Genomic DNA, 23,876 nt, shown 5'->3' with positions numbered 1-23,876 from the left:
ATTGCAATGGAATACCTAAAGAACAGATCAACATTCGGTAGTATCCTTGGGTTCGTCCTAGGTGTATTTCTCGTTTCAAATACGGTTTTCGGTCAAAAGGAACCGCAGTACACCCAGTATATGTATAATATTGGGAGTTTCAATCCGGCATACGTGGGGACCGTTGAAACACCGGAAATCGCTGCCTTGTACCGCGCACAATGGATCGATATTCCCGGAGCACCTCGAACGATTAGGATTGGTACGAACCTTCCCTTGAGCAACGAAACGATGGGGCTGGGATTCAATGTGGTCAATGATCAGATCGGACCTGTTACCCAGACCTATGCGGACCTATCCTATTCCTATCAGGTAAATCTATCAGACGAGACAAAATTGTCTTTTGGAATGGATGCGGGCGGCTCTTTTCTGAATGTCGATTTTTCCAAAGGAACCTTTGAAAACCCCGGTGAACCTTTAAATCAGGAGCAAATAACCAGATTTTATCCCACTATAGGGGCCGGTCTGTTCATGTATGCAGATCAATGGTATCTGGGAGCATCGGTACCCAATTTTCTAACGGAGGGCATTTATAATGATGACGTGGCCTCCATCGTAGAGGACAAGCTACAGTTCAACTTTATTGGGGGCTATGTTTTTGACCTTTCGGATGGACTCAAGTTTAAACCGGCATTTTTGGTCAATACCTTGTCCGGAGCTCCGGTGAATATTAATTTATCCACTAATTTCCTAATAAGTGATGTACTCACCGTGGGCGCTTCGTATCGGTTGGACAATGCATTCAGTGGCTTGGCAGGCTTCCAAATTTCCAATGGTACATTTATTGGATATTCGTACGATTACAATACCAATCCGTTGGGGGAGTTCAACAGCGGTTCCCACGAGGTCATACTTAAGTTCTATCTGGGAAGAGGTTCTGGTGGCTCCGCCGATAAGGAATCGAAAGGTGCCAAGGGTAAACCCAAACAAATTGATTCTCCAAGATTTTTCTAATATGAAGAATATGAAGGTTACAACATATATTTTCTTGTTATTCATTGCCCTTCCCAGCTTATTATTTTCGCAGGGCAAAAATTCCAAGGGCGATAATTATTTCTACGGATATCAATATCAAAAGGCGATAACAGAATACCAAAAAGAACAACAAAAAGGTTCCTTGAGCAATTCGCAATTGTTGAATTTGGCCGATTCCTATTTTAAGGTTGGGAATTATAAAAATGCATCGGAAATCTATCAGGAAGTCAATAAAAAGGACTCCATAATGACCGTGCTTCAATTCAACCAATTATTGCAAAGCTTGTCAAAAACTTCCAACAAGGAGCGCGTACAGACCTTCCTGCGCTCAAAATCCCCGGTGTTATCCAATGAATTGATGGAAAATGCGGAGTTCAATTTTCAAATACTGGAAATGGGTGCCAATAATGCCAATACCGTAGACCTTGTCAACCTGCCTATCAATTCTCCACAGACCGATTTTTCACCCGCCTTTTACAAAAACAAGCTTTTGTTCAGCAGTAGCAGGCCTTTAAAGTCAAAAGGCGTGTACGTGCCGTCTGGAGAATCTTATTTGGATATTTATGAAGTTGCCATAAGCGATACCGGTAAAACAGGAGTTGTACAGTTGTTCGATCAAGTGCCCGATTCCAAGTTCCATAAATCCACACCTTTTTATTCCGAGGAAAACGAAAGACTCTTTTATATTTTGTCCAATGCTGAAGAAGGAGAGTTGACCTATGATGAAAACGGGAAAAATTCACTCGCGATGGGGATGTCCTATAACTCTGGGCAGTTCAGGTTTTTGCTAAAGAACCTAAGTACATCATTCTATTATCCTTTTTTTGATGATGCAACGGACCGACTCTATTTTGCCGCGAATTTTGATGATAGTTATGGAGGTACAGATCTCTATTACGTATCCACGAACAACGGCCAGGTAATGTCGGCACCTGTGAATCTGGGTCCCCGGGTCAATTCTCCTGGGAACGAAATCGCGCCTTTCATTTTTGACGGCAGTCTTTATTTTTCTTCCGATGTTTTTTATGGCCTGGGGGGTATGGATGTCTATAAATCCAGAATCCAAAGTCGGGATGTATACGGCATACCCGTAAATCTGGGTGAGGGCATCAATTCCAAGGAAGACGATTTTGGGTTCATCATCAAACAGGAAAACGATACGTATATGGGGTATTTGGCCTCCAATAGACCCGGCGGAAAGGGTGGTGACGATATCTATGCCTTTCGCATGGATGCTATGCCCGGACTTAAGACGTTTGCTCTCCGAGGAACTGTGGTGGACGCTTCCTCCAACCAAGGAATCGGCAAGGCACAGATCAAACTATTGGACAATGAAGGGAATGTCTTAAAGGAATTGTATAGTGCAGAAAATGGCGATTTTACAGTAGAAATACCTTGGCAGGATGAAATCACGGTACAATCTGGAAAAGGGGAGTTTTCCGCATATTCAAAATCCTATTCTGGTAAGCAATTGGAAGAAATCCAAAAAAGCCCATATAGCATAAGCTTACTTCAATTGGAAGACCTGGTGGAGGAGACTGAAGGTAAAAAGGTCGTACGACTTAAAAAGTTTTATTTCCCCAAAGGCAATAGCACCTTGACCCCCGAAATTACCATGGAGCTGGACAAGGTAGTGGAAGCGGTACAAAACTTTCCCGATATTAAGTTACGCATAGAGACCCATACGGACAGTAGGGGCAGTAATGCCACCAACCAAAAGTTGTCACAGGAAAGATCGGATGTCGTTCGTTATTATTTGGTAAGCAAGGGCGTCCCTTCCGAAACCATTTTGGAATCCATAGGATATGGTGAGGAAAACATCAAGAACAACTGTACCAATGGGGTGTATTGCTTGGACTTCCTTCACAAACAGAACGAACGGACTTTGATCGAGGTAGTAAGTAATTAGGGCTTAGTTCGCCAATACGCAATCGTCACAATCCTTTATTTTACCGTAGTAGGTACCTCTGTATTTTCGGAGTGTCTTAAAGGGAATGCCTATGGCGTATTTTTTAATGTAGGTCACATCGGTGTAAAGAACGCCCATCTTTTGCGTGTACCTTCTTTCTTTTTTTGTTCTTCTTCTAATGGAAATAAGCTTCATGATTTCTTTTGCATTTGTCAGGTGCAAAGGTCTAAAAATCAAGGATCAATCGCAAATCGTCCCAAAACACTCCTATTTAAAAGGGTCCAGGTGGTTTTAAAAAATCACGATCCAGAAGTAGTAAAGGGAAAAAAGCGAAAGAAATAGAATGCCCAAATAGGTTAGGAGACGAAGGGCACTACCAGGTCTAAAGCGTGGGTCGATATCGGCGCTCATTACGTTTTTCAAGTTCATATAGCCAATGATGGGTGCCACCACAAAGGATACAAATGTGGCCAGCGCCACCAAATTCCCCATGTTTGCTGAAAAAACCGAAATCACAATATAATTTACAACGGCTAATACAAGTACTGTTACCGCAAAATTCAGTTTGGTTTGCCTAGTGGTTTGTTTAGGAAGCAACAAGTCCAATATGTCCAAACTAACACGGCTGACGGCATCATGGGCCGTCATACACGTACTGAACATGGTAGCAAATGCGGATACGGCAATGAAAATATAGGCCCAAGGGCCTATATGCGTAGTGAACAGTTGTACTACTTGGTCCGCAAACTGTACCGAATTGTCACTTAATACGGTATTGGTACCATACAGGGTAAACCAACCGATGAGCATAAAGAAAATGGCGAGCAGGCCTGTGAAAAAATAGCCAAGATTAAATTCTTGAAGGGACTCCCTTAGGCTTGGCTTGTCCTGGGTCTTCCATTTTTCAATACTCCAAAGACTTACCCAACTGGACGCCTCTACAGTGGTAGGCATCCACCCCATAAGACCTATCAAAAAAAGGATACCCACCTCGTTAAAAATAGGTGTGGGTTCAAAACCAACGATTGCAGTGGTCTTCCCATTAAAAAGGACAAGGGCCGTAGTTACGATAAGTGCCACAAAAAGGATGCTGACCACAAATTTCAGGCTTATTTCCAAAAATTTGTATTTCCCAACAATTAGTATAGTACTTATAAACACAAAGAGACCTAGGGCCACCATACTTATGGAAATACCTTGCATCTTAAAAAGATTTATAAAGAGTCCGGCAGTTACTGTGTAAAGGGCCGCCAAAATGGTAAACGTGGAAAAGAGTGTGATAAAAGCATAAAACCATAGATAGCCTTTGCCTCGGTTCAAATACCCTTCAATAAGGGTTTTGTTGGTTATGCTCGTATAACGAACGCCAAATTCAAAAAAGGGATATTTGAGTACATTGGCCAAAACGATAGGGATGATCATAATCCAACCATATTGTGCACCTGCCTTTGTGGAAAGTACCAAATGTGATGTGCCTATCGCCATGCTGGCAAAAAGTAAGCCTGGCCCAAGATTCTTGATCAAAATTCGAAATGTCCCCATGAATGAAAAGAACCCAAAATTATTTTAAAACGAATGTAATCATTCGATTTTAATTTTATCCCCTGAAAATTTAGGTCGGGTGTTAAGGGCCAAATCTATAAAGACCTTTACACGGGCAAAGTACTCCCTTAATTGTACTTTTAAACCGGATTCCAAAGAGATGTCCTCGGCATTGAATCCTATGGCGTTCAACTCATTTTTGTGGGCTATGTATATAGCCCGTTCATTATGAAATTTTTGTGAGACTACAGTAACATCATCTAGTCCAAAAACCTCCTTGGCCCGTACCATGGAATCCAGAGTGCGAAAACCTGCATAGTCCAGGAAAATTTTATCGGCTGGGACACCAGATGATACTAGGTCATTTTTTATGGTAGTAGGCTCATTGTAGTAAATACTGCCGTTATCCCCACTTACCAAAATAAATTCAATTTTCTTGGCTTTAAAGAGGGAAACGATTGCATTCAGTCGGTATTCATAATATGGATTGGAACCACCCCCTTTGATGTTCTTGGCAGTACCTAAAATTATTCCTACTTTATTTTTAGGAATGGACGTAAGATTGGAATACGTTTTTCCCTCCGCAAAGGAATTGATCAGGATATTACAGACTATCAAGGATAAAAGTATAATGCCCGCAAAAAAGATTAGAATGGGTAAAAATCTTTTCCTTATACCTGAATATAGATGCCTTATCAATGTAAAGAAATATTGGTACTATCAAAAATAGGTATTCTTTTGAAGCCAACTCCTTTTGGTTATAGAATTACGAAATTCCCTCGATACAATAGCAGTAAATGCTGAAATGTCAAAATCAAGAGGGCGAAAGTGATAACGCCACCTTAAAGATTGTCAAAGGGAACTACGTTAAGTACTATAGTTTTATTAATCTAAACATTATAAAAGGTCCAAAGATTTCTAATTTTTATTACTATACTCTTGATCGAGAAATTCATAACGAGCATCAGTTTTAGCGTTGATCAACTTACTCTCTGTATCTATGACCATTACCGGTGGGGTATCGTCCTTTCCAGTGGCCGCGTCCCATTGCGGTAAACCTTCGCCATTGGGGTTGCCTGTTTTTATAAAGTTTGCAAAGTAATTCTGCATATCGGCGGAAACCTTAAAATCATCAGCTGTCCAGGCATAGTCATCCACCAAATACAAGTTCCCCATACAATACTCAATTTCACAGGCATGGGGTGCACCCACTGGTTTTGGTGCCGGGGGGACATCCTCACCTCTTTCTACGGTACCGCCTGCCAAACCACTGGCTCTGGTATTGTCCACTAATGGTGGCCTAAGTTTGCTATAGAGATAGCGATATACCGGCTGGTCGCTATTTTTTCGGTGTAAATCGAACCATTTCCAGGTACTGTAGGAAATAAAACGATCGGAGGCCAATGCCGTGGCGGATAGTTCTATTTCTTTCTCCGAACCGGCAGGATAAAGTTCCATTACCTTTTTAACGTCTTTTGGATAGGCCTCCTTTACTTTGTTGGTATAGTTTTCTACAGTGTATGGCCCTTGTGTAAATGCCATTCCAGGAATTTCCGCTGAGTTCCATCCCAATAGTAGGGGAACCATGGCTTGTTCCTCATTTTCAAAGATTTCTGGGAGCGTTTTAGGAAGAAAATACCCGTCAAGCACCGCTGGAAAGCCAAATCTTTGGGATTCATTATAAAGTTCGTACACTTCGCGGGTACTCAAACTCCGTAATTCCGCCAATGTTGGATAGCCTATTTTTTCTGCAAACTCCAAACCGATTTTTTCCGCCTCTTCCAAAGAAACGGGTGCCATGGTGGGATGTATTCCTGCTCCGCTTTCGCCAATGGCACCGGCAATCAACCCTTTGGATAGGGGAGAGGCCATTTGTTGGCTTACGCCTATGGATCCAGCAGATTCCCCTGCAATTGTTACGTGATTTGGGTCTCCACCAAAAGCGGCTATGTTTTTTTGTACCCATTTTAGGGCTGCATGTTGATCTAAAAGGCCATAGTTGCCAGAGGCCTTGTAGTTGGCTTCCGCACTAAGTTCCGGATGGGCAAGAAAACCAAAAATATTGAGTCGGTAATTGGTAGTAACCACAACAATTCCTTTTTTGGCCATGCTTTCCCCGTCATAACGGGGTTCGGAAGCATCACCTGCCACGTTGCCACCGCCGAAAAAATAGACCAAAACCGGAAGGTTTTTGGTATCTCTTTTTGCAGGCGTCCATACGTTTAGGTAGAGACAATCCTCGCTTACCCCGTTGGAACGGGATTTCATATCCCCAAAGACCATGGTCTGCATCGGCCTTGGGCCAAAAGCTTTTGTTTCCTTAACGCCTTCCCAGTTTTTAACAGGTTGGGGCGCTTTCCATCGCAGGTCTCCAACAGGAGGCTGGGCGAATGGGATACCAAAATAGCGCTGAATTCCGGAATGGGTATCATAATTTCCTTCGATGATTCCGTTTTCTATCGATACTTGAACCGGAAAGGAGTTTGTTTCTTGGGCCATAAGTAAATTTATAGATGCGAACAACACGAAAAGTGGCAGGATATATTTTTTCATGATTTTAATTTTTCCATTGTCTCAATATGATACAATAATACATCGTTTATTTGAGAATATCCTAATATCCTGAAAAATAATGGTTAATAGTACTTCGTAATACTTGCGAAATACACTACCAATATCCTAAAAGAAAGATACTGAGACCCCAAAGGTATTTAAAACCTTTGTGGTCTGAATAGTTAATAAAACAATAGAAATACGTATTACTTTTTAGTTACGATTTGTAATCATTTTCTTTACAAACACGTTTGAAATCTTTAATAACAAATGGTTTTCTGGGTTATTTTACTTTTTTTTCAAAATGAAAAAAATCAACTTAAAAGGTTAAGATGGGAGAGCATTTTTTATCAAAACCTATTACAATTACCCAAAAGCACTAGGTAATAAGGTGCTTAGGTAAGTCTGCGACACTTTCGCAGCAGAGTTGGTCCATCACCTGTTGAAATTGGGTCTTGAGCATGCCTATGGTATGGTCACCCCCTTTTGCACCCAGTGCACCTACGCCGTACATAAAGGAACGGCCCATAAAGGTAAACTTGGCCCCACTGGCCATGACACGTGCGATATCGGGTCCTGAACGTAGGCCGCTATCCAGCATAATTTCTATTTGGTTACCATATTTGTCGGCAACGTCCTGTAGGGTGCCAATGGTGGATTGTGCGGCATCCAGTTGCCTGCCACCATGATTGGAGAGTATAATCCCATCGAATCCCATTTTAATGGCATCTTTGGTATCCCGCTCGGAGGCCACACCTTTCAAAACCAATTTGCCCTTCCATTTGTCCCGTATGGGTTTTATTTTTTCTGCATTGAGCCTGCCGGAAAAGGTCTTGTCCATAAAGGCCCCCAACTGTTTCAAGTTAAGGCCCTCCGGTGTATAGGGCTTCAAATTTTCAAACGTGGGTTGGCCATACTTTAAGGTATTGAAGGCCCATGTAGGCTTGCCCAAAATCTGAAGGATGTTGGCTACGGACATTTTTGGGGGCAGTGCCAGCCCGTTCTTAAAATCACGGGGCCTGAACCCAAAGGTAGGGACATCGCACAGTAGCACTAAAACCGGGCAACCGGCAGCTTGGGCCCGATTGATAATATCATCTCTAATGGCATCATCTACAGGATTATATAATTGAAACCAAGCATTTCCTTCTGTCAGTTCACTGGCTTTTTCAATATCCATGGTGGTTACTGTACTCAGAATAAAAGGAATGTTGTGTTTATAGGCGGCTTTTGCAAGAATAGCTGGTGAATTGGGCCACATGAGACCTTGTAGTCCTACTGGAGCAATTCCAAATGGAGCATCAAATTCCATTCCAAGTACTTTGGTCATTGTGGAACTGGTACCATAATTCTGTAGGTACCTGGGTTCAAGCTGTACCTTGCGAATATCATTTGTATTCCTCGCCAAACTTACATCTTCGTTGCAACCTCCGTCCAAATACTCAAAGGCAAATCGTGGAATTCTGGATTTTGCCTTGTTTCTTAAATCGTCTACCGAGGGATAATTGGAATCAAAATTTTTCGCCATGGCTTTTTATTTGAAAACAAAAGTTAGGTGTTTTTTTAAAACCATGTTCTTTTCTATTGATTATTTAGGGAAATTGATTTTTCTTTTGTTAAAAAGCAAAGCTATTGTCTCATTTTGTTACAATAATGCTTTGTTTTCTGTCCATTTTGTTCGTTATTTGATACTTTGGGATTTTAAAAGTACTGAATTTGAGTAGTTCAAAAGAAAAGCGGGATTATATTCAGAATGTGTCATATGATTCCGTCATATTCGGGTTTAATGGTAGCCAGCTGAAAATCCTTGTGTTGGAATACCACAATACCGGCTATTTTGCATTGCCGGGGGGATTTGTCAAAATGGACCAAAGTCTGGACGATGCCGTAAAAAACGGCGTCAGTCAGCGTACGGGATTACAGGATATTTACTTGGAGCAGTTTTACACCTTTGGAAGTTTGGAAAGGTCGGACCCAAAGATCATGGAAAAGATCCTTACCGAAAACAACCTGGATTTGGAGCAACACCAATGGATGTTGGGCAGATTTCTTTCCATAGGCTATTACGCCTTGATCAATTATGAGGAGGTGAGTCTAAGGCCCGATGAACTTTCGGATAGTATCAACTGGTATTCCATTGACGAACTGCCTCCCCTGATGATGGATCACAAGAAGATGGTGGATAAGGCGCTTGAAGTCCTACGCGTTAATCTGGATCGAAAAATCGTTGGTACCAACCTGCTGCCCCAAAAGTTCACCATGCGGCAATTGCAGGAGGTATACGAGGCCATTTTGGGCGAAAAAATACGTCGTACCACTTTTCAACGAAAAATGCTGTCCATGGAAATACTGGTAAGGCACGAAAAACTGTTTCAAGGAAAGGCGCATAAGGCACCTTACTTATACAGTTTCAAATAAGCATTTTGAGTTTAAACATAAATCGATAATTAGTAACAACATGAACATGAAAAAAATAATCTTAAATGTATTTGTATTGGTTGCGGCTGGGTTGGTCTTTTCCTGTAAGGAAAAAGCCGATAAGGCAAGTGAGGCAACGGAGACTCCAGCGACTGTAGTGGAGGAAGAGACTGATTTTGGTGGATTGGCCCTTTATACCGTTCGGGAAGACATGGGGACCGATGCCAAAACCACCCTCAAGGCGGTGGCCGATGCCGGCTATAAAAATATCGAGGCAGCAAGTTATGCCGATGGAAAATTTTACGATATGTCCCCAGCGGATTTCAAGGCTTATTTGGTAGAAGTAGGTTTGACCCCGGTAAGTACACATCAAGGTTCTGTTACCTTGGAGAATGCAGATCAGATGATGGCCGATGTCAAGGCGGCCGGTTTTGAATACTTTGTGGTGCCCGTTCCCCCAATGGGAATGTTTACTTTCAATATGGAAGATAGGACCATGGGCATGAAAGGTACGGCCCAAGAATTGGCCGATATTTTGGACACCCTTGGGGAAAAGGCAAATGCCGCAGGCCTTAAACTGTTGTATCACAACCATGATTTCGAGTTCAAAAAAGGATATGACGATGTGGTTATGATAGACTATCTCTTGGAAAACTGTAACCCGGAATTTGTAAACTTCCAAATGGACCTGTATTGGGTGACCAAAGCAGGTGCAGACCCTGTAGCGTATTTTGAGAAATATCCGGGCAGATTCAAATTATGGCACGTGAAGGATATGGACGACCAGGGCAGATTTGCGCCCGTAGGTGAGGGAACCATTGATTTCGGTAGGATTTTAGCGAAAAAGGAGCTGTCCGGTATGGAGTATTATATGGTAGAGCAGGATATGACCTTTGACGGACTTAAACCGCTGGAAGCCATTAAAATCAGCCATGAGGGCTTGAAGAAGTTTGGATTTGAATAAACACCGAACATGAAACGTAAAACATTCATCAAAACCACCGCGGCTTTTGCCGCGGTTACCGCTATTAATCCTTTGGCCTCTTGCAAAATGGAAAAGGCCAAAATGTCCGAAGATTTGCCTTTGGAACCTATTCGTAAAAACTGGGCCGGGAACTATACCTATAAAGCGGAAAATCTTCATGTTCCAAAAACGGCTGAGGAAGTTCAAAAACTAGTGAAGGAATTGGGCGCTCAAAAAGCCTTGGGGTCCAAACATTGTTTCAACAACATCGCGGACAGCCCCATGAACCAAATTTCTACAGAAAACCTCAAAGGGGTCTTGGGACTGGACGAGGAAAATAGGACCGTTACCGTAGGTGCTGGGACTAAGTATGGGGATTTTGCCCCCCAACTGCATGAAAAGGGATATGCCCTCCATAATTTAGCTTCCTTGCCCCATATTTCGGTGGCTGGTGCCTGCGCTACGGCTACCCATGGTTCAGGTGTAAAAAATGGAAATCTTGCCACAGGTGTCGCTGTCATTGAATTGGTAAACGGTAATGGAGAAATTGTAGTGTTAAAAAGGGGAGATGAAGCTTTTGATGGTGCCATCGTAAATTTGGGTGCTTTGGGCATCATTACCAAAATGACCTTGGATATCCAGGAAACTTTTGAGGTGCGCCAGGACGTTTTTCAGGATTTACCCTTGGAATCCCTTCAGGATAATTTTCAGGAAATTTTATCGGGGGGATATAGTGTGAGTCTTTTTACAGATTGGCAAGACCAAAAAATAAGTCAGGTTTGGGTCAAGAGAAGAGCGGATGAAGAAGTAAAGGATTTGGGCGACACTTATTTTGGTGCAAAGGCCGCCACTAGAAACCTTCACCCCATTACGGAATTGTCCGCAGAAAACTGTACTGGCCAAATGGGAGTTCCCGGACCTTGGTACGAACGCTTGCCCCACTTTAAAATGGGCTTTACGCCCAGTAGCGGAGAGGAATTGCAATCGGAATTTTTTGTACCCACGGAGCAGGCATTGGATGCGATTTTGACCTTGGAAAAAAAGAGGGACCTTATTTCTCCGCAATTAATGATTACCGAAATACGTACGATAGCGGCAGATGATTATTGGATGAGCCCTTGTTATCAGCAGGATTGTGTGGCCATCCATTTCACATGGAAACAAAACCCTGAAGAAGTTGGGGCGCTTATTAAAATGATTGAGGCAGAACTGGAGCCATTTAATTACAAACCACACTGGGGCAAACTCTTTACCATATCACGGGAAAAATTAGCCAGTAGGTATAGCAAATTCAACGACTTTCTGGCATTGGTCAAGCAACATGACCCAGAAGGGAAATTCAAAAATGATTATTTAAACACGAACATTTATTCCTAGTGGTCCTACTAGGATTTTCTATGAATACCAAGTTCATTCAAACACGAAAAAAATGAAAAAATTAGTACTAAATGCGTTGTTTCTGGCAATGACTACTTTGGCCACAATGGCCCAAGAAGTGACCACGGGTAAGGATGTAGCCGTTACGAATACGGAAAGCGGCAAGGTTCGCGGATATATCCAAAATGGAATTTTTACCTATAAGGGAATTCCCTATGCCAAGGCGGAACGTTTTGAAGCATCCGTAAAGCCCGAAGCCTGGGAAGGCGTACGCAGTTCCACCATGTACGGTCCTGTGGCTCCTTTGATGACGCCTACCACTTCGGTTCAGGACGAATCGGAGTTTGTGTTCGATCATGATTGGGGCTATACCAACGAAGATTGCCTCAGTTTGAACGTTTGGACCCCAAGTATTTCGGATAGCAAAAAAAGGCCCGTTATGTTTTGGATTCACGGCGGTGGTTTTACGGCGGGTTCAAGTCATGAACTCCCTTCCTATGACGGGGAGAACCTCAGTAAAAAAGGGGATGTGGTCGTGGTTTCCATCAATCACCGTTTGAATGTATTGGGCTTTTTGGATTTATCGGCCTATGGAGAAAAGTACAAGCACTCCGCCAACAACAGTATATTGGATATGGTCATGGCCCTGGAATGGGTAAAGGCGAACATCGGGAATTTTGGTGGCGACCCCAACAATGTAACCATATTCGGTCAGTCCGGGGGTGGGGCCAAGGTGAATACCTTGATGGCCATGCCCAAGGCAAAAGGACTTTTTCATAAGGCCATCAACCAGAGCGGGGCCATGAGAAGCGGTATATTGGAGAAGGAAGATACGCAGGCCATAGCGGCGGAAACCATTTCTATTTTGGGATTGGATGCCTCCAACATCGATAGTATTCAAAAGATACCGTTCCAAGTATTGGCCGATGCCAGTGCCAAAGCATTACAAAATGTCGCCCGAAAAATGAAGGATTCCGGAAAGCCGGTCATAGGTTTTGGACTGAACTGGGGGCCCAGCAGGGATGGAGAGGACCTTCCTTTTCAAGTTAATTCAAACGAAGCTTTTGAAATGTCCAAGAACATTCCTTTAATGATAGGAACTGTTAAGAACGAATTTGCACCATTCGCCAATATGCGGTTTTTGAACGCTTCTGAATCCGAAATTATAAAACATATCAAGGACACCTACAAGGATAAGGCCGATGAATACATCGCTGCGGTTAAAAAGGCCTATCCAAATGACACGGACCCTAAGGACCTATTGGACGTGGATACGATGTTCCGTCCTGGGGCAGTTGCTCAGGCGAATAGAAAATCGAGCTTAGAAGGAGGAGCCCCCGTATATATGTATTTGTTCACATGGCAGTCTCCGGTTTTTGACGGCAAATACAAATCACTACACTGTATGGAACTACCCTTTGTTTTTAATACGGTGGACAAGGCAAATCAAATGACCGGTGGTGGTGCAGAGGCACATGCCTTGGCCGATAAGATGAGCCAGGCGTGGATTAATTTCGCCACGACAGGAAACCCCAACACGGATAATTTACCGGAATGGCCTGCCTACACAGAAGAGAATACGGCAACCATGCACTTTGATGTCAGCTGCGAGGTGAAGCCCCAATTGGATAAGGAACTTTTTGAGTTGACATCAAGCCTTTAACCACACTCAAAATATAAAGTATGCAAATATTTCATAAAGTATCGCCTTTGTTTCTTTGCAGTCTTGCACTGGTAATCGCCAGCTGTGAAACGGCTCCCAAGTTTACGGAGGAAGTAGTGGACAGCTATTCCCTGATTAAAAATACAGGGGGCGCTACCTTGGGCTATCAGCCGGAATCTGGAATAAAACTATTGACAGTTGAAGGTTTTGCATTCAAGGACCTAAACAGGAACGGGGAATTGGATTCCTATGAGGACTGGCGTCAGACGGTGGATGAAAGGGCATTGGATCTGGCCAGGAAAATGAGCGTTGAACAAATTGCTGGACTTATGTTGTACTCGGGTCATCAATCGATTCCAGCAAGGCCGAATGGGTATTTCTCAGGTACCTATAATGGAGAACCCTTTACCGAGGGAAAAACGGATCCCTCGGACTTAACAGATCAGCAGAAAAAGTTCCTTGAAACCGATAATTTACGTCATGTGCTTATAACCACGGTACAGTCCCCCGAGATTGCCGCCCAATGGAACAATAAATTACAGGCTTTTTGTGAGGGTGTTGGCTTGGGCATACCGGCCAATAATAGCTCAGATCCGCGACACGGCACGGTGGCCCGTATGGAATACGATGCCGCTTCGGGCGGGGATATTTCCATGTGGCCCAGCTCCTTGGGCATGGCAGCAAGTTTTAACCCAGATTTGGTGAGGAAATTTGGTGAAATAGCGTCCAAGGAATACAGGGCCTTGGGAATTACGACAGCATTGTCGCCACAAATCGATATTGCCACGGAGCCCAGATGGGCACGCTTTAATGGCACTTTTGGCGAAAGCTCAAAATTGGCGGCCGATATGGCACGCGCCTATACGGACGGATTTCAATCGTCCCAAGACGGTGGTTGGGGTTTTGAAAGTGTCAATGCCATGGTCAAACATTGGCCTGGCGGTGGTTCAGGTGAAGCGGGTCGTGATGCCCACTACGGTGCAGGAAAGTATGCGGTATATCCAGGTAATAATTTCCATGAGCACATGACCCCCTTTTTAGAAGGTGCCTTTAAACTAGATGGCGGTACTAAAATGGCCTCTGCGGTTATGCCCTATTATACCATTTCCTGGAACCAGGATGCCAAGAATGGGGAAAATGTAGGGAACGGTTACAATGAATACATAATAAAGGATTTACTACGTGGAAAATATGGATTTGATGGGGTGGTCTGTACGGATTGGAGCGTGACCCATGAGCATACCGTTATGGACAATTTCATCGATGGAAAACCTTGGGGACTGGAAAACCTATCCGAAGCTGAACTTCACTACAAAGCCTTGATGGCCGGTGTGGACCAGTTTGGCGGCAACAATAACGCCCAACCTATTTTGGATGCATATGAAATGGGTACAAAGGAGCATGGGGAGGAAAAAATGCGGGCACGAATGGAGGAATCCGCAGTACGCCTTTTGAGGAACATCTTTAGGGTAGGTGTCTTTGAGAATCCGTATGTGGCACCGGCGGAAACGAAAAAAGTGGTAGGTCAACCGGCATTTATGAAAGCCGGATTCGAAGCACAGCTCCAATCCATTGTCCTTTTGAAAAATATGAACAATGTGCTTCCCTTGAAGGAAAAGCAGAAAGTATATGTGCCTAAGCGCTACGTGGCGGCAAGCCGAAATTTTTTGGGTATGGAAAGTCCGGCCACCAACGACTATCCGGTGAACATGGATTTGGTCAAAAAATATTTTGAGGTGACCGATGATCCAAACGCTGCGGATATCGCATTGGTTTTTATAGAAAGTCCCTCTTCTGGAATAGGGTATGATAAGGCCGATGTTGAAAAGGGTGGTAACGGGTACTTCCCGATAAGTCTGCAATACGGCGATTATACGGCGACCGAAGCTCGGGCGGAAAGTATCGCAGGCGGTGACCCGTTGGAAGATTTTACGAATAGAAGCTACCGAAACAAATCGGTTTCCACAGCAAATAAGTCCGATGCCGAATTGGTAGTGAGAACAAAATCGCTCATGAAAGGCAAACCGGTGCTAACGGTGGTACATACTACCAACCCCATGGTCTTCTCGGAAATCGAAAAACAGTCCGATGCCATTTTAGTGGGCTTTGGGGTGCAGGATCAGGCACTTTTGGAAATCATATCAGGAGAAGCCGAACCATCGGCATTGCTGCCTTTTCAAATGCCGGCAGATATGGCCACGGTAGAAACCCAATTTGAGGATGTACCAAGGGATATGGTGCCGTACACGGATGCTGCTGGAAATGTATATGATTTCGCCTTCGGACTAAATTGGAATGGGCTCATTACCGACGAGCGTGTTTCGAAGTATAAATAAAAATTCAAATAACCAATTGACCAAAAAAAGAACCCGGACAATTGCCCGGGTTTTTTTTAAGGTTGCTAATGGATTACACCATCAAAAGGACTACCGTCAATAAAAATCCAGCAACGGCAAAATAGATACCCTTTTTATAAATGGGCGCTTTTGGATTGATCATAAAAAAGGCGGATACCGAAAAAAACAGCAAACCTACCCCAAATAAGATTGCTAGCCAAAATAAGGGATTCCCTTGGTGCATCTTATGCAGTTTGTTCATTTTTTCGATGACGATGGGCTGACGTTTTTCCGTATAGGTTACATCGCCCGTAGCCTTGTTATAGGTGCCATTGCCAAAATAGACAATATCGCCTTCGGTCTTATCGACCTTGAAGAAGCGCATTTTAAGTTCCTCCCCAAGTTTTTCCTCATTGAGGCCTGCAGGGACGGTTTTTGTAATTGTTACCTCCTTTTTTAGGAAATCTGTGTTACGAAAGGTCAGCACAATACCGCTAATGGCATAAACGGCCATTATACCAGCAAGGAAAAAGCCTAGATAGCGGTGAAATTCCCTAAAGGTGTTCTCTGATTTTCTACTCATAATAATATTGGTTATTTAGTGTCTCTAATTTTAGAGGCCTAAAATAGGAAAAGGTTTAATGGGCAAGACTTAATTTTTGCTGGTATTCGAATGATTTTCTAAAAAAATAAAATCCCTATTTTTTTATAAGAGGCTTTGGAAACTGCTTATATAAATCGAAATCATAATAATTTAAAAACCCTTGAAAATCAGTTGATTAACAAGGGTTTCTGTACTCGAGGCGGGACTTGAATACTTCCATTTTTATATTTTGACAAATGCTAGGAAAAAGGGTCTTTCCTGTTTTAGTTTCAATAGATACAACTACTTAGGTATTTTTTATCTTGTTTATTGTAATTGAATAAACTTTAAATAAGTTGATAACTTGCGTACAAATTGCGTACAATTTTGATTTTCCACCATTGATTTTTGTTAAATTTGAAAGACAGGTAATAACTTCTTATGGCAACAATCTATTTTTTGTATCGATCTAGCAAGCAATCGGCACCATTGACCATTAGGCTACAGGACAAAGATGATAATGGAGAAAAATTCCAGTTAGAGGCCAAGACCGAAATCGAAGTGTCAAAGGAATTCTGGAAGGTTACCAGACATAAGAAACGGAACCTTTCGGGGCATGACAAAAACGAAATTTCAGAAGTACATGGAAAACTTGCCGGAATAGAAAATTATGTCCTAAGCTTCTACAAAAAGGAAAAACCTAGCCGGGAAGATAAGGACTGGTTAAAAACTAAAGTTTTTGAATACGACAACCCAAATACCGAAGATGAGGTCCGTAGCGATAAATTGACCGACTGTATTCAATATTTAATCGATACGGCCAACATAAGGGAGAACGGTAAAAAGGGGCTGGGTCTTTCAAAAAGCCGTATCAACTCCTATAAAAACCTTCTTAAGATTATCAGAACCTACCAGGGGAACAAAAGTCCCTATCGAGTAAAGGACGTGAATGTTTCCTTTGGTAAGGCTTTTCTTGATTGGATGATAAATAAGTCCAATTATTCAGAAAGTTATGCTCGTAAAAAAATCGATGATCTAAAAACAGTTTGTAGGGATGCCCTAACCGATGGGCTGGAAGTCAATACCCAATTATCCAAGGTAAAGGGAGGTAAGCCCGGCAACAATCAAATCCTATATTTGGACAATCAAGAAATCAATGCGATTAAGTTTTTAAAGTTGTTGCCCCCATATTTGGAAAATGCCCGTAAATGGCTGCTTTTTGGGTGCAATATCGGACAGCGTGGAGGGGATTTACTGAATATTTCAAAGGACAATTTCATTGAAAGGGACGGCCTTAAGGTAATCGAGATCCAACAACAAAAGACAGGAAAACAAGTAACTATTCCAATTTTGGAAGAAACCGAGGCAATATTAAAGGACGGTCTACCGGAACCCATCGCAATCCAAAACCTCAACAAGTATATCAAGGAACTATGTAGAAGGGCGGGAATAGATGAAAGGGTCAAAGGTAGCAAGATAACCATGTTGGATAAGGATGGGGTCGAGATACCTAGAAACGATAAAGGCGAATATATCGCAAAAGGCGTCAAAAGGAAGATTTCAGGAACGTTCCCAAAGTATGAACTCATGTCCAGTCATGTCTGTAGACGTTCCTTTGCTACAAATCTCTATGGTATATTGCCGACACCTTTGATAATGCAGATAACCCAACACTCAACGGAAAAAATGCTTTTGCAGTACATAGGAAAAAACTCTCTTGACTATGCAAGGCAAATAAAGGATTTTTACGATTTGCAGAAACTTAGAAAGGAAAGGTCTGGGAATTTGGAAGTAGTTAAGGAAAATATTGCTAATTAAATAACACTAGATATGGCATTTGAAAAGACTATGGTTTTTATGTATTTCCCTGAACATCTTAAATGGGATTCACATAGTGATAAAGAGCAGATTGAAATTGAAAAGATTGTGTGGGAGGAGGAGAACGGTTTGGAATTGAAAAATATATTCGAAGCGGAATATCAGGAACTCATTAATAAAAAGGAAGTTTTTAACGGTTGTCCTTTTGAAGTTTATAGGTCTCATTACAACACAAGGGCCCAAGAATACAATAAAAAGTTTCCTGATTCTTTGGAAGTCGATTTTATTATAGACGAAATGTACCAATTCGCTATTTTACCGGATTTTTACCCCGGACGTTATGATGAAATAGGAAAGAAAATAAGGTTTTCAAGGAAAAGAACTTATTCATTCTTGTTTGAAAAAGCCAAGCAATTAGGGTATGAAATAAAAGAATCGGAAGACAAATATGGTCTTCCTAAATTTACTTATAACTCAAACGGATCGGGACAGACCAGCCAGCTTTTGGACTGGCACGGGGACAAAAGCAACTTGATTGAATTGGTTAAGGCCTTGATTGAAAATGGAAATCTTAAGGGACAGCAGAAGGAAATTTTTAAGGTTTTTGAAAATATATTCGGTTTGGAGTTAAATCAAGATAAAACTATATCAGGATTTAAAAATAGAATTTCCGAAAACGAGACAAAATTTATAGATGATTTAAGGAAGTCTCTTAAGGAGTACATTGCCTCTACTTCAGAAAAAAATCGCTAGTAACTTACTGGTAAGTATCCTTTCAAGGGGTTTAATCCTATTGAAATTTGAGCATTATTAATCCTGTAATAATGTTCAATTATGCAACAAATCCAATTCATTCAGGTAACACCTGAACAGCTACAGAAGTCAATCCTTGAAGGTGTAAGAAACCAGATTCAGGAATTGAAAAAGAATTTCCAGCCCAAGGAACCCACACAATTTTTGACAAGATCTCAAGTGGCCGAAATGCTTCAAATCGATTTGTCAACTGTTCACAACTGGACAAAAAAATCAATCTTGACCGCTCATCAAATAGGGGGTAGGGTCTACTATAAAAGGTCGGAGGTTGAGGATGCAATGGTTGAATTAAAAAAGGGTTGAACTAATGGAGGACAATAGTAACAACCCTAATGCTTTAGACGGTAACAGGGTTAAAGATAGCAAACAAAAATTAATTTCCTACCTCGATAGTCTTAAATTCCATCCTAACGTAAAGGAACACAAAACGATAGCGCAAAGCTTTGGTTTTCCATCGTATAAGGAAATCTTCAGACAGGATGCCATTAGAAGGGTTTTACAGGCTACCTCAACGGAACCCACAACCGCAGCGACAATAGAGAAGCTTACCGGGGTAAAGCAGAAATATGTTTGCCAAATCAAAAGACAACTGGAAAAATCGGGTGAATTGGCCGTGGCCTATCTAGGTAAATGCCCCACAACCGGGAGTACAGGAGTACAGTTTCTTACATCGGACGTCGAACTCATAAAATCCCTGAAAAAATGAAAGTAGACCTAAACGAATACCCAGGCACAAGAAAGGTAACGGTAAAACCGCTGTTCACTATATCGGGTATCCATGTTTTCGTAAAGATGAAGCTTGGTAACAAGTTCCTTGCCGATGTTGTAATTCCGGTCGATGTGTTCAACGATAAAAAAATGCTTAGTGAACTGGTAGACGAGATTTTGAAGTTAAAAGGGCATGGCCCCAAGGAAGGATTAAAAAGGATGTACAGATGGGCCAATCAGTAAGAAAAATATCGGATGTACACCTTGAGGAGGCTTATAAGGTTTTTAACGACTTTGGCACCCCTGAAAATTGGCGGGACTTGGTCGATAACTGGAAGGTAGGCTTTACCGAAAGGATATTGTCAGAGGTGAATTCAAAGAAAAGGGACTTCAATCTTTCGGATGCAATCAAGAGGAGCAAGGGATTAAGAAAGAGAATCGACGATGTCATGATCCAGTATGTAGGTTTCATAGGATCAAATCCTTTGGACAGGAACGATTATTTTAAATACGTCTCAAGTTATCAGAACGGAAAAACCCTCCCGGAAAAGTTCTTTAGGCACGATATTAAGAAGCTTCATAAATATTACAGGGAATTCGATAAGGATGGGGAGCACACCTTTAATAAATCATCCTATGAAAGGTATGTACTATTTATGATGCTCAAGCTGGAAGGATTGTATAGGCCGGAATTCGATGTTCTTTTCAAGGTCAAGTCAAAAAACCATAGGGAGTACAACCCATTGGCCAATCTACCCGGAGTCCTAAGAGGCGAACTCCCGTTCAAGGTCAAGGAGTACGATATAAAAAGGGCGTACCCGACTTTTATCGACAATGAACTTGGTTTAAAAAGGAAGGAAGATGTCTATTCCTTAATAGATAAGGATAAATTCCTAAGGACCCTAAACCTTCATTCTGAAAACGAAGATGTAACGATAGATTATGTAAGGGATGTCTTAAGGCCAATCTATAAGGATAGAATCGATGAGGTAGTTACTGAAAAAAGGTTCTTTCAGAAAGGAGGTATGTTCAATGATATCGTAAAATATGAGGAGGAGGCCATAAATAAATTCGTCGAGGCAAATGGATTACAGAACTATGTAAGGTTACACGATGGGATTTTCGTTAAGGAAAATGTCGAATGTTCTGAATTGAAAATATGCGATGTAGAGTTCACGGTCAAGGAATGTATAAAACCGGAAATCGTCAACACCAAAAAGAACTTCTATCACTATGATTCCGAAGGGGCTTTGGTAACCTCGGAAAAACTTTATCACGACTGGTTTTTGCAAGAGGATTTTATTAGGGCCTCAATTAAAGGTAACGACACCATTACGATATTCAAGGGGGACAACAAGATAATCGACCCCGTGAACCACAAAACGGACATCGTTCCAATGTTAAAGGCCGATATCTGCGAGTTTGACGATACCGATATACAGAATAGACTTGCCAAGGATAACAGAAACGTTATTCCTGGGGGGTTGATCCTTATGAAGCCCATTCCTTTGGAATACTATCAGGACGATGAGGATAGCTTCGGGCTAGCTTTTAATAATGGGTTCTTTTTTATGGAGCGTTCGAAGGACGGTATAAAGAGGAAGGAATATAAGGATGTAAATGGTTTTTTCCCTCCACACCATACCCAATCGCACGAATTCGAATATACCGATGAGGTAGGCGATTTCGAAAAATTCGTAATGATGGTTTCAACAGGGATTGATTCCTTCACAAACTTAAAAGGCAACGATACGACCAGTTTTTCCAAGTGGCGAACAATGATCGGATATTGTGTACACGGGTTTAAGGACCCGTCAGATTCAATTGCCCAGATATTCAGCGATAAGGGAGCCAACGACGAAAGCCGGAACGGTGGGAGGGGGAAAAGCATACTTGCAGGTGCTTTCGGTTATGTCCAAAAATCCATGATAAAAGGGGGTGATGAGTTCGACCCAAAATACAGGCATGTATTTGCAGAACTCAACGAAAGCCATAGAATTTATGTGATAGACGATGTTCCCCCTAATTTTCCCTATGATTCCATTTATACGAACATAACAGGGGACATTACTTGTCAGTTAAAGGGCGTTAACGCGGTCTCCATATCCAAGGAGAGAACCCCAAAATTCATAATAACAACAAATTGGTCGGTCAGGTATGATTCCGATGCCAGTTCTACCAATAGACGTTTTTATGAGTGGCAGTTCTCGGATTATTTCAATCTGGAAAACACACCAAAGAAAGTATTCGGTAGAAAGTTGTTCATTGATTGGGACAAAAAGGAGTGGGATAGGTTTTATTCTTTCATTTTCAGGTGTGTGAAGGAATATTTTATCCATGGTTTACGGCCAATGGAATATGATAAGACGGAGGACAATTTCCGGGCCAATTTCAACAACGATGCTTTTCTGGATGAATTCGAACGGATATTCAATAATATAAAGGACAATTATGAAGGATTCTCTGTAAGTGATTTTTTAAACCAGTATAAGGACATAGGTAATCGATTCAGGTTCGAGGGGTGGTTCCATAAGAACAACGTCAAAAGATTGATGAACGATTATATCGAAAAGAACCAACTGGAGTATAAATATAGGTCGGATAAAAGGAAATGGGTAGAGGAATGACAACCTCAAAGCCCCGTGTTTATTGGTCTGATGACATCCATTACGACCTCATTACAACCTCTAAATCCGTGTTAAGCCCCGTGTTTATTGGTCTGATGACATCCATTACAACCTAATCCTATTGTACGTACACGTAAAAAATAAAAAATATAGTAGTAAAAAAACATTTTTTAATAATAAGTAGTAAGAATATACAAAACGGTCGTAATGGATGTCATGAACCCAGTAGTAACGGGGGTTTAGACCTAAAATAGGTTGTCATATCGGTCGTAATGCATTACAACCGACCGTAATGAAAAATGGAAAAATCAAGGTTTCTTCCAATTTTGGAAGGAAGAAAACTAAAATAGTTTGAAATAGTTATGGCAAATACCACGGGAAAAAAATACGGTGGAAGGACAAAAGGGACACCGAACAGGAACACGGCCCTTTTAAGGGACAAGGTAAACCAACTTCTGGAGGATAGATGGGATCAGGTTTTAGAGGATATTTCCTCTTTACACCCAAAGGACAGGGTCGATACCTTTATCAAACTCATGGAGTACGCCCTTCCAAAACTCAACCGGACCGAAATGGTCGACGACACCATGAACATGACACAAGAGGAGAGATTGATCAGGATAAGGGAACTAAAATCAAAACTGGAAGCGGATGGATACTTCGACTAGGCGTGCAATGGAACTTGAGTTCCTAATGTTGACAAAGAACCTTACCAATAAGTTTTCGGTAGGGATGTTCAATAGCGAATTTGGCTCCAATGAGGGTTATTTCCCCGATGCGGAGACGGAAAGGAAATTCGCTTTGTTTATAGACCCCATAAAAAAGGAAGGGGAAAGGAACATTTATAATGTCGATGAGGTAATGGAGGTCGAGAAAAACTATGACCTGGTCTCATTCCTGATCCATGTTCAATTTCAGGATTTCAGCGAACCAATAAAATAAATATCATGGCAGAAGAAATAAATCTTGGCGGTGGCGGTGCAGGCTTTGAGACAACGCCCCAAGGTGGATTAATAAATGGAAGAATCGGAATACGGATAACGTCCAGTTGGGGGGGTCTTCCAAAGATGGCAACCGAAGACAAACATTTCCCAATATCCATTAGAATCGGGGTTTACCGTTTGTATACCCCTAAAGGGCGTACTTCCCGAAACTTCATAATCAGGTCGGACAATACGGAACCCGTTTATCCATGGACAACGTTAGTACCAATCAATGAGCAGATAGTTAGGTTTGAACATCCATACGAAGGAACCTCTTTTGATATGGAAGTCAATGTACCGGACAACGTTGCCCAATTGGAGGGGCTGGAGTATTCAAATAAGGTTTTGGCCGGGTTTTATGAACAGACCTTTTTTGCAGAACCCTACTTTGGAAAGGATAACAGGCCGAACCAATTTTATACACATAGGAAATACCATTTTTCAATACGGCAATTGAACGTGCAGGACAATTACCTAGTTGTAGAGTCAAGAATAACCAGATCACATTAACCAAGGTTTATCCGAAGTCATTACCCGCGTTTGTTTTTGATATGTACTATGTTCCAAT

22 protein-coding genes are annotated in these 23,876 nt (G+C 41.9%); 16 read left to right on the top strand and 6 right to left on the bottom strand.

The genetic code is table 11. The features are described 5' to 3' along the window. Positions 1 to 6 precede the first annotated feature (6 nt). Both F0361_RS02765 and F0361_RS02760 read left to right on the top strand, forming a co-directional pair. Positions 7 to 993: a PorP/SprF family type IX secretion system membrane protein gene (locus F0361_RS02765; protein ID WP_154917130.1), complete on the top strand. Its 987-nt coding sequence runs from the start codon at positions 7 to 9 to the stop codon at positions 991 to 993. A 10-nt stretch (positions 994 to 1,003) separates the two neighbouring features. Continuing rightward, a complete protein-coding gene (locus F0361_RS02760) occupies positions 1,004 to 2,923 on the top strand; it encodes an OmpA family protein (protein ID WP_154917129.1) in 1,920 nt (639 codons plus the stop codon). A 3-nt stretch (positions 2,924 to 2,926) separates the two neighbouring features. Here the strand turns inward: F0361_RS02760 and F0361_RS02755 are convergent, their stop codons facing one another. From F0361_RS02755 to F0361_RS02735, 5 genes are all read right to left on the bottom strand, one after another. Beyond that, on the bottom strand, positions 2,927 to 3,118 hold the full coding sequence (locus tag F0361_RS02755; RefSeq protein ID WP_154917128.1) for a hypothetical protein: 192 nt from the start codon (positions 3,116 to 3,118) through the stop codon (positions 2,927 to 2,929). A gap of 96 nt (positions 3,119 to 3,214) precedes the next feature. Continuing rightward, positions 3,215 to 4,408: an NRAMP family divalent metal transporter gene (locus F0361_RS02750; RefSeq protein ID WP_317131720.1), complete on the bottom strand. Its 1,194-nt coding sequence runs from the start codon at positions 4,406 to 4,408 to the stop codon at positions 3,215 to 3,217. Positions 4,409 to 4,504: 96 nt separating this feature from the next. Continuing rightward, positions 4,505 to 5,083, bottom strand: a complete 579-nt coding sequence (locus F0361_RS02745) for a SanA/YdcF family protein (protein WP_246160795.1) — start codon at positions 5,081 to 5,083, stop codon at positions 4,505 to 4,507. A 300-nt stretch (positions 5,084 to 5,383) separates the two neighbouring features. Continuing rightward, positions 5,384 to 7,018 (bottom strand): carboxylesterase/lipase family protein, encoded by a 1,635-nt coding sequence (locus F0361_RS02740; RefSeq protein ID WP_154917126.1) that lies wholly within the window; start codon positions 7,016 to 7,018, stop codon positions 5,384 to 5,386. Between the two features lie 379 nt (positions 7,019 to 7,397). Beyond that, positions 7,398 to 8,546, bottom strand: a complete 1,149-nt coding sequence (locus F0361_RS02735) for an alpha-hydroxy acid oxidase (protein WP_154917125.1) — start codon at positions 8,544 to 8,546, stop codon at positions 7,398 to 7,400. Positions 8,547 to 8,734: 188 nt separating this feature from the next. On the opposite strand from F0361_RS02735, the gene F0361_RS02730 reads away from it, so the two are divergent. Genes F0361_RS02730 through F0361_RS02710 form a run of 5 tightly spaced genes read left to right on the top strand, consistent with a single transcriptional unit; the run spans position 8,735 to position 15,776 of the window. Next, entirely contained in the window at positions 8,735 to 9,436 is a 702-nt protein-coding gene (locus tag F0361_RS02730) for an NUDIX hydrolase (protein ID WP_154917124.1), read from the top strand. A 46-nt stretch (positions 9,437 to 9,482) separates the two neighbouring features. Further along, positions 9,483 to 10,400 carry a sugar phosphate isomerase/epimerase family protein gene (locus tag F0361_RS02725; protein WP_154917123.1) on the top strand — a complete coding sequence of 306 codons (918 nt, stop codon included), beginning with the start codon at positions 9,483 to 9,485 and terminating at the stop codon, positions 10,398 to 10,400. A 9-nt stretch (positions 10,401 to 10,409) separates the two neighbouring features. Then, on the top strand, positions 10,410 to 11,777 hold the full coding sequence (locus F0361_RS02720) for a D-arabinono-1,4-lactone oxidase (RefSeq protein WP_154917122.1): 1,368 nt from the start codon (positions 10,410 to 10,412) through the stop codon (positions 11,775 to 11,777). 52 nt (positions 11,778 to 11,829) lie between these two features. Beyond that, positions 11,830 to 13,440 carry a carboxylesterase/lipase family protein gene (locus F0361_RS02715; protein ID WP_154917121.1) on the top strand — a complete coding sequence of 537 codons (1,611 nt, stop codon included), beginning with the start codon at positions 11,830 to 11,832 and terminating at the stop codon, positions 13,438 to 13,440. Positions 13,441 to 13,460: 20 nt separating this feature from the next. After that, positions 13,461 to 15,776 carry a glycoside hydrolase family 3 protein gene (locus F0361_RS02710; RefSeq protein ID WP_154917120.1) on the top strand — a complete coding sequence of 772 codons (2,316 nt, stop codon included), beginning with the start codon at positions 13,461 to 13,463 and terminating at the stop codon, positions 15,774 to 15,776. Between the two features lie 73 nt (positions 15,777 to 15,849). Here the strand turns inward: F0361_RS02710 and F0361_RS02705 are convergent, their stop codons facing one another. Then, complete coding sequence (locus F0361_RS02705; RefSeq protein WP_154917119.1) at positions 15,850 to 16,359, bottom strand: PepSY-associated TM helix domain-containing protein; 510 nt, start codon at positions 16,357 to 16,359, stop codon at positions 15,850 to 15,852. 441 nt (positions 16,360 to 16,800) lie between these two features. Between F0361_RS02705 and F0361_RS02700 the strand changes: the two genes are divergently transcribed. The 9 genes from F0361_RS02700 (at position 16,801) to F0361_RS02660 (ending at position 23,818) form a co-directional block, all read left to right on the top strand. Beyond that, positions 16,801 to 18,177: a tyrosine-type recombinase/integrase gene (locus tag F0361_RS02700; RefSeq protein WP_154917118.1), complete on the top strand. Its 1,377-nt coding sequence runs from the start codon at positions 16,801 to 16,803 to the stop codon at positions 18,175 to 18,177. A gap of 12 nt (positions 18,178 to 18,189) precedes the next feature. Further along, positions 18,190 to 18,930 (top strand): RteC domain-containing protein, encoded by a 741-nt coding sequence (locus F0361_RS02695; protein WP_154917117.1) that lies wholly within the window; start codon positions 18,190 to 18,192, stop codon positions 18,928 to 18,930. Between the two features lie 81 nt (positions 18,931 to 19,011). Continuing rightward, positions 19,012 to 19,293, top strand: a complete 282-nt coding sequence (locus F0361_RS02690) for a helix-turn-helix domain-containing protein (protein ID WP_154917116.1) — start codon at positions 19,012 to 19,014, stop codon at positions 19,291 to 19,293. 4 nt (positions 19,294 to 19,297) lie between these two features. After that, positions 19,298 to 19,696, top strand: a complete 399-nt coding sequence (locus tag F0361_RS02685) for a hypothetical protein (RefSeq protein ID WP_154917115.1) — start codon at positions 19,298 to 19,300, stop codon at positions 19,694 to 19,696. Then, positions 19,693 to 19,941, top strand: coding sequence for a hypothetical protein (locus F0361_RS02680; protein WP_154917114.1), 249 nt, complete (start codon positions 19,693 to 19,695; stop codon positions 19,939 to 19,941). The genes F0361_RS02685 and F0361_RS02680 overlap by 4 nt, the downstream gene beginning before the upstream one ends. Continuing rightward, positions 19,926 to 22,325 (top strand): hypothetical protein, encoded by a 2,400-nt coding sequence (locus F0361_RS02675; RefSeq protein ID WP_154917113.1) that lies wholly within the window; start codon positions 19,926 to 19,928, stop codon positions 22,323 to 22,325. The genes F0361_RS02680 and F0361_RS02675 overlap by 16 nt, the downstream gene beginning before the upstream one ends. Positions 22,326 to 22,687: 362 nt before the next feature. Further along, positions 22,688 to 22,993, top strand: a complete 306-nt coding sequence (locus tag F0361_RS18820) for a hypothetical protein (RefSeq protein ID WP_211361135.1) — start codon at positions 22,688 to 22,690, stop codon at positions 22,991 to 22,993. After that, on the top strand, positions 22,977 to 23,267 hold the full coding sequence (locus F0361_RS02665) for a hypothetical protein (RefSeq protein ID WP_154917112.1): 291 nt from the start codon (positions 22,977 to 22,979) through the stop codon (positions 23,265 to 23,267). The genes F0361_RS18820 and F0361_RS02665 overlap by 17 nt, the downstream gene beginning before the upstream one ends. A 5-nt stretch (positions 23,268 to 23,272) precedes the next feature. Continuing rightward, positions 23,273 to 23,818 (top strand): hypothetical protein, encoded by a 546-nt coding sequence (locus F0361_RS02660; protein ID WP_154917111.1) that lies wholly within the window; start codon positions 23,273 to 23,275, stop codon positions 23,816 to 23,818. Positions 23,819 to 23,876 lie beyond the last annotated feature (58 nt).

Origin of the sequence: Maribacter flavus (genome assembly GCF_008386635.1) — a bacterium.
In the GTDB taxonomy this organism is placed as follows: Bacteria; Bacteroidota; Bacteroidia; order Flavobacteriales; family Flavobacteriaceae; genus Maribacter; species Maribacter flavus.
Note: the sequence above shows the minus strand (reverse complement) of the source record. Positions and strands in the feature narration are given on the sequence as shown.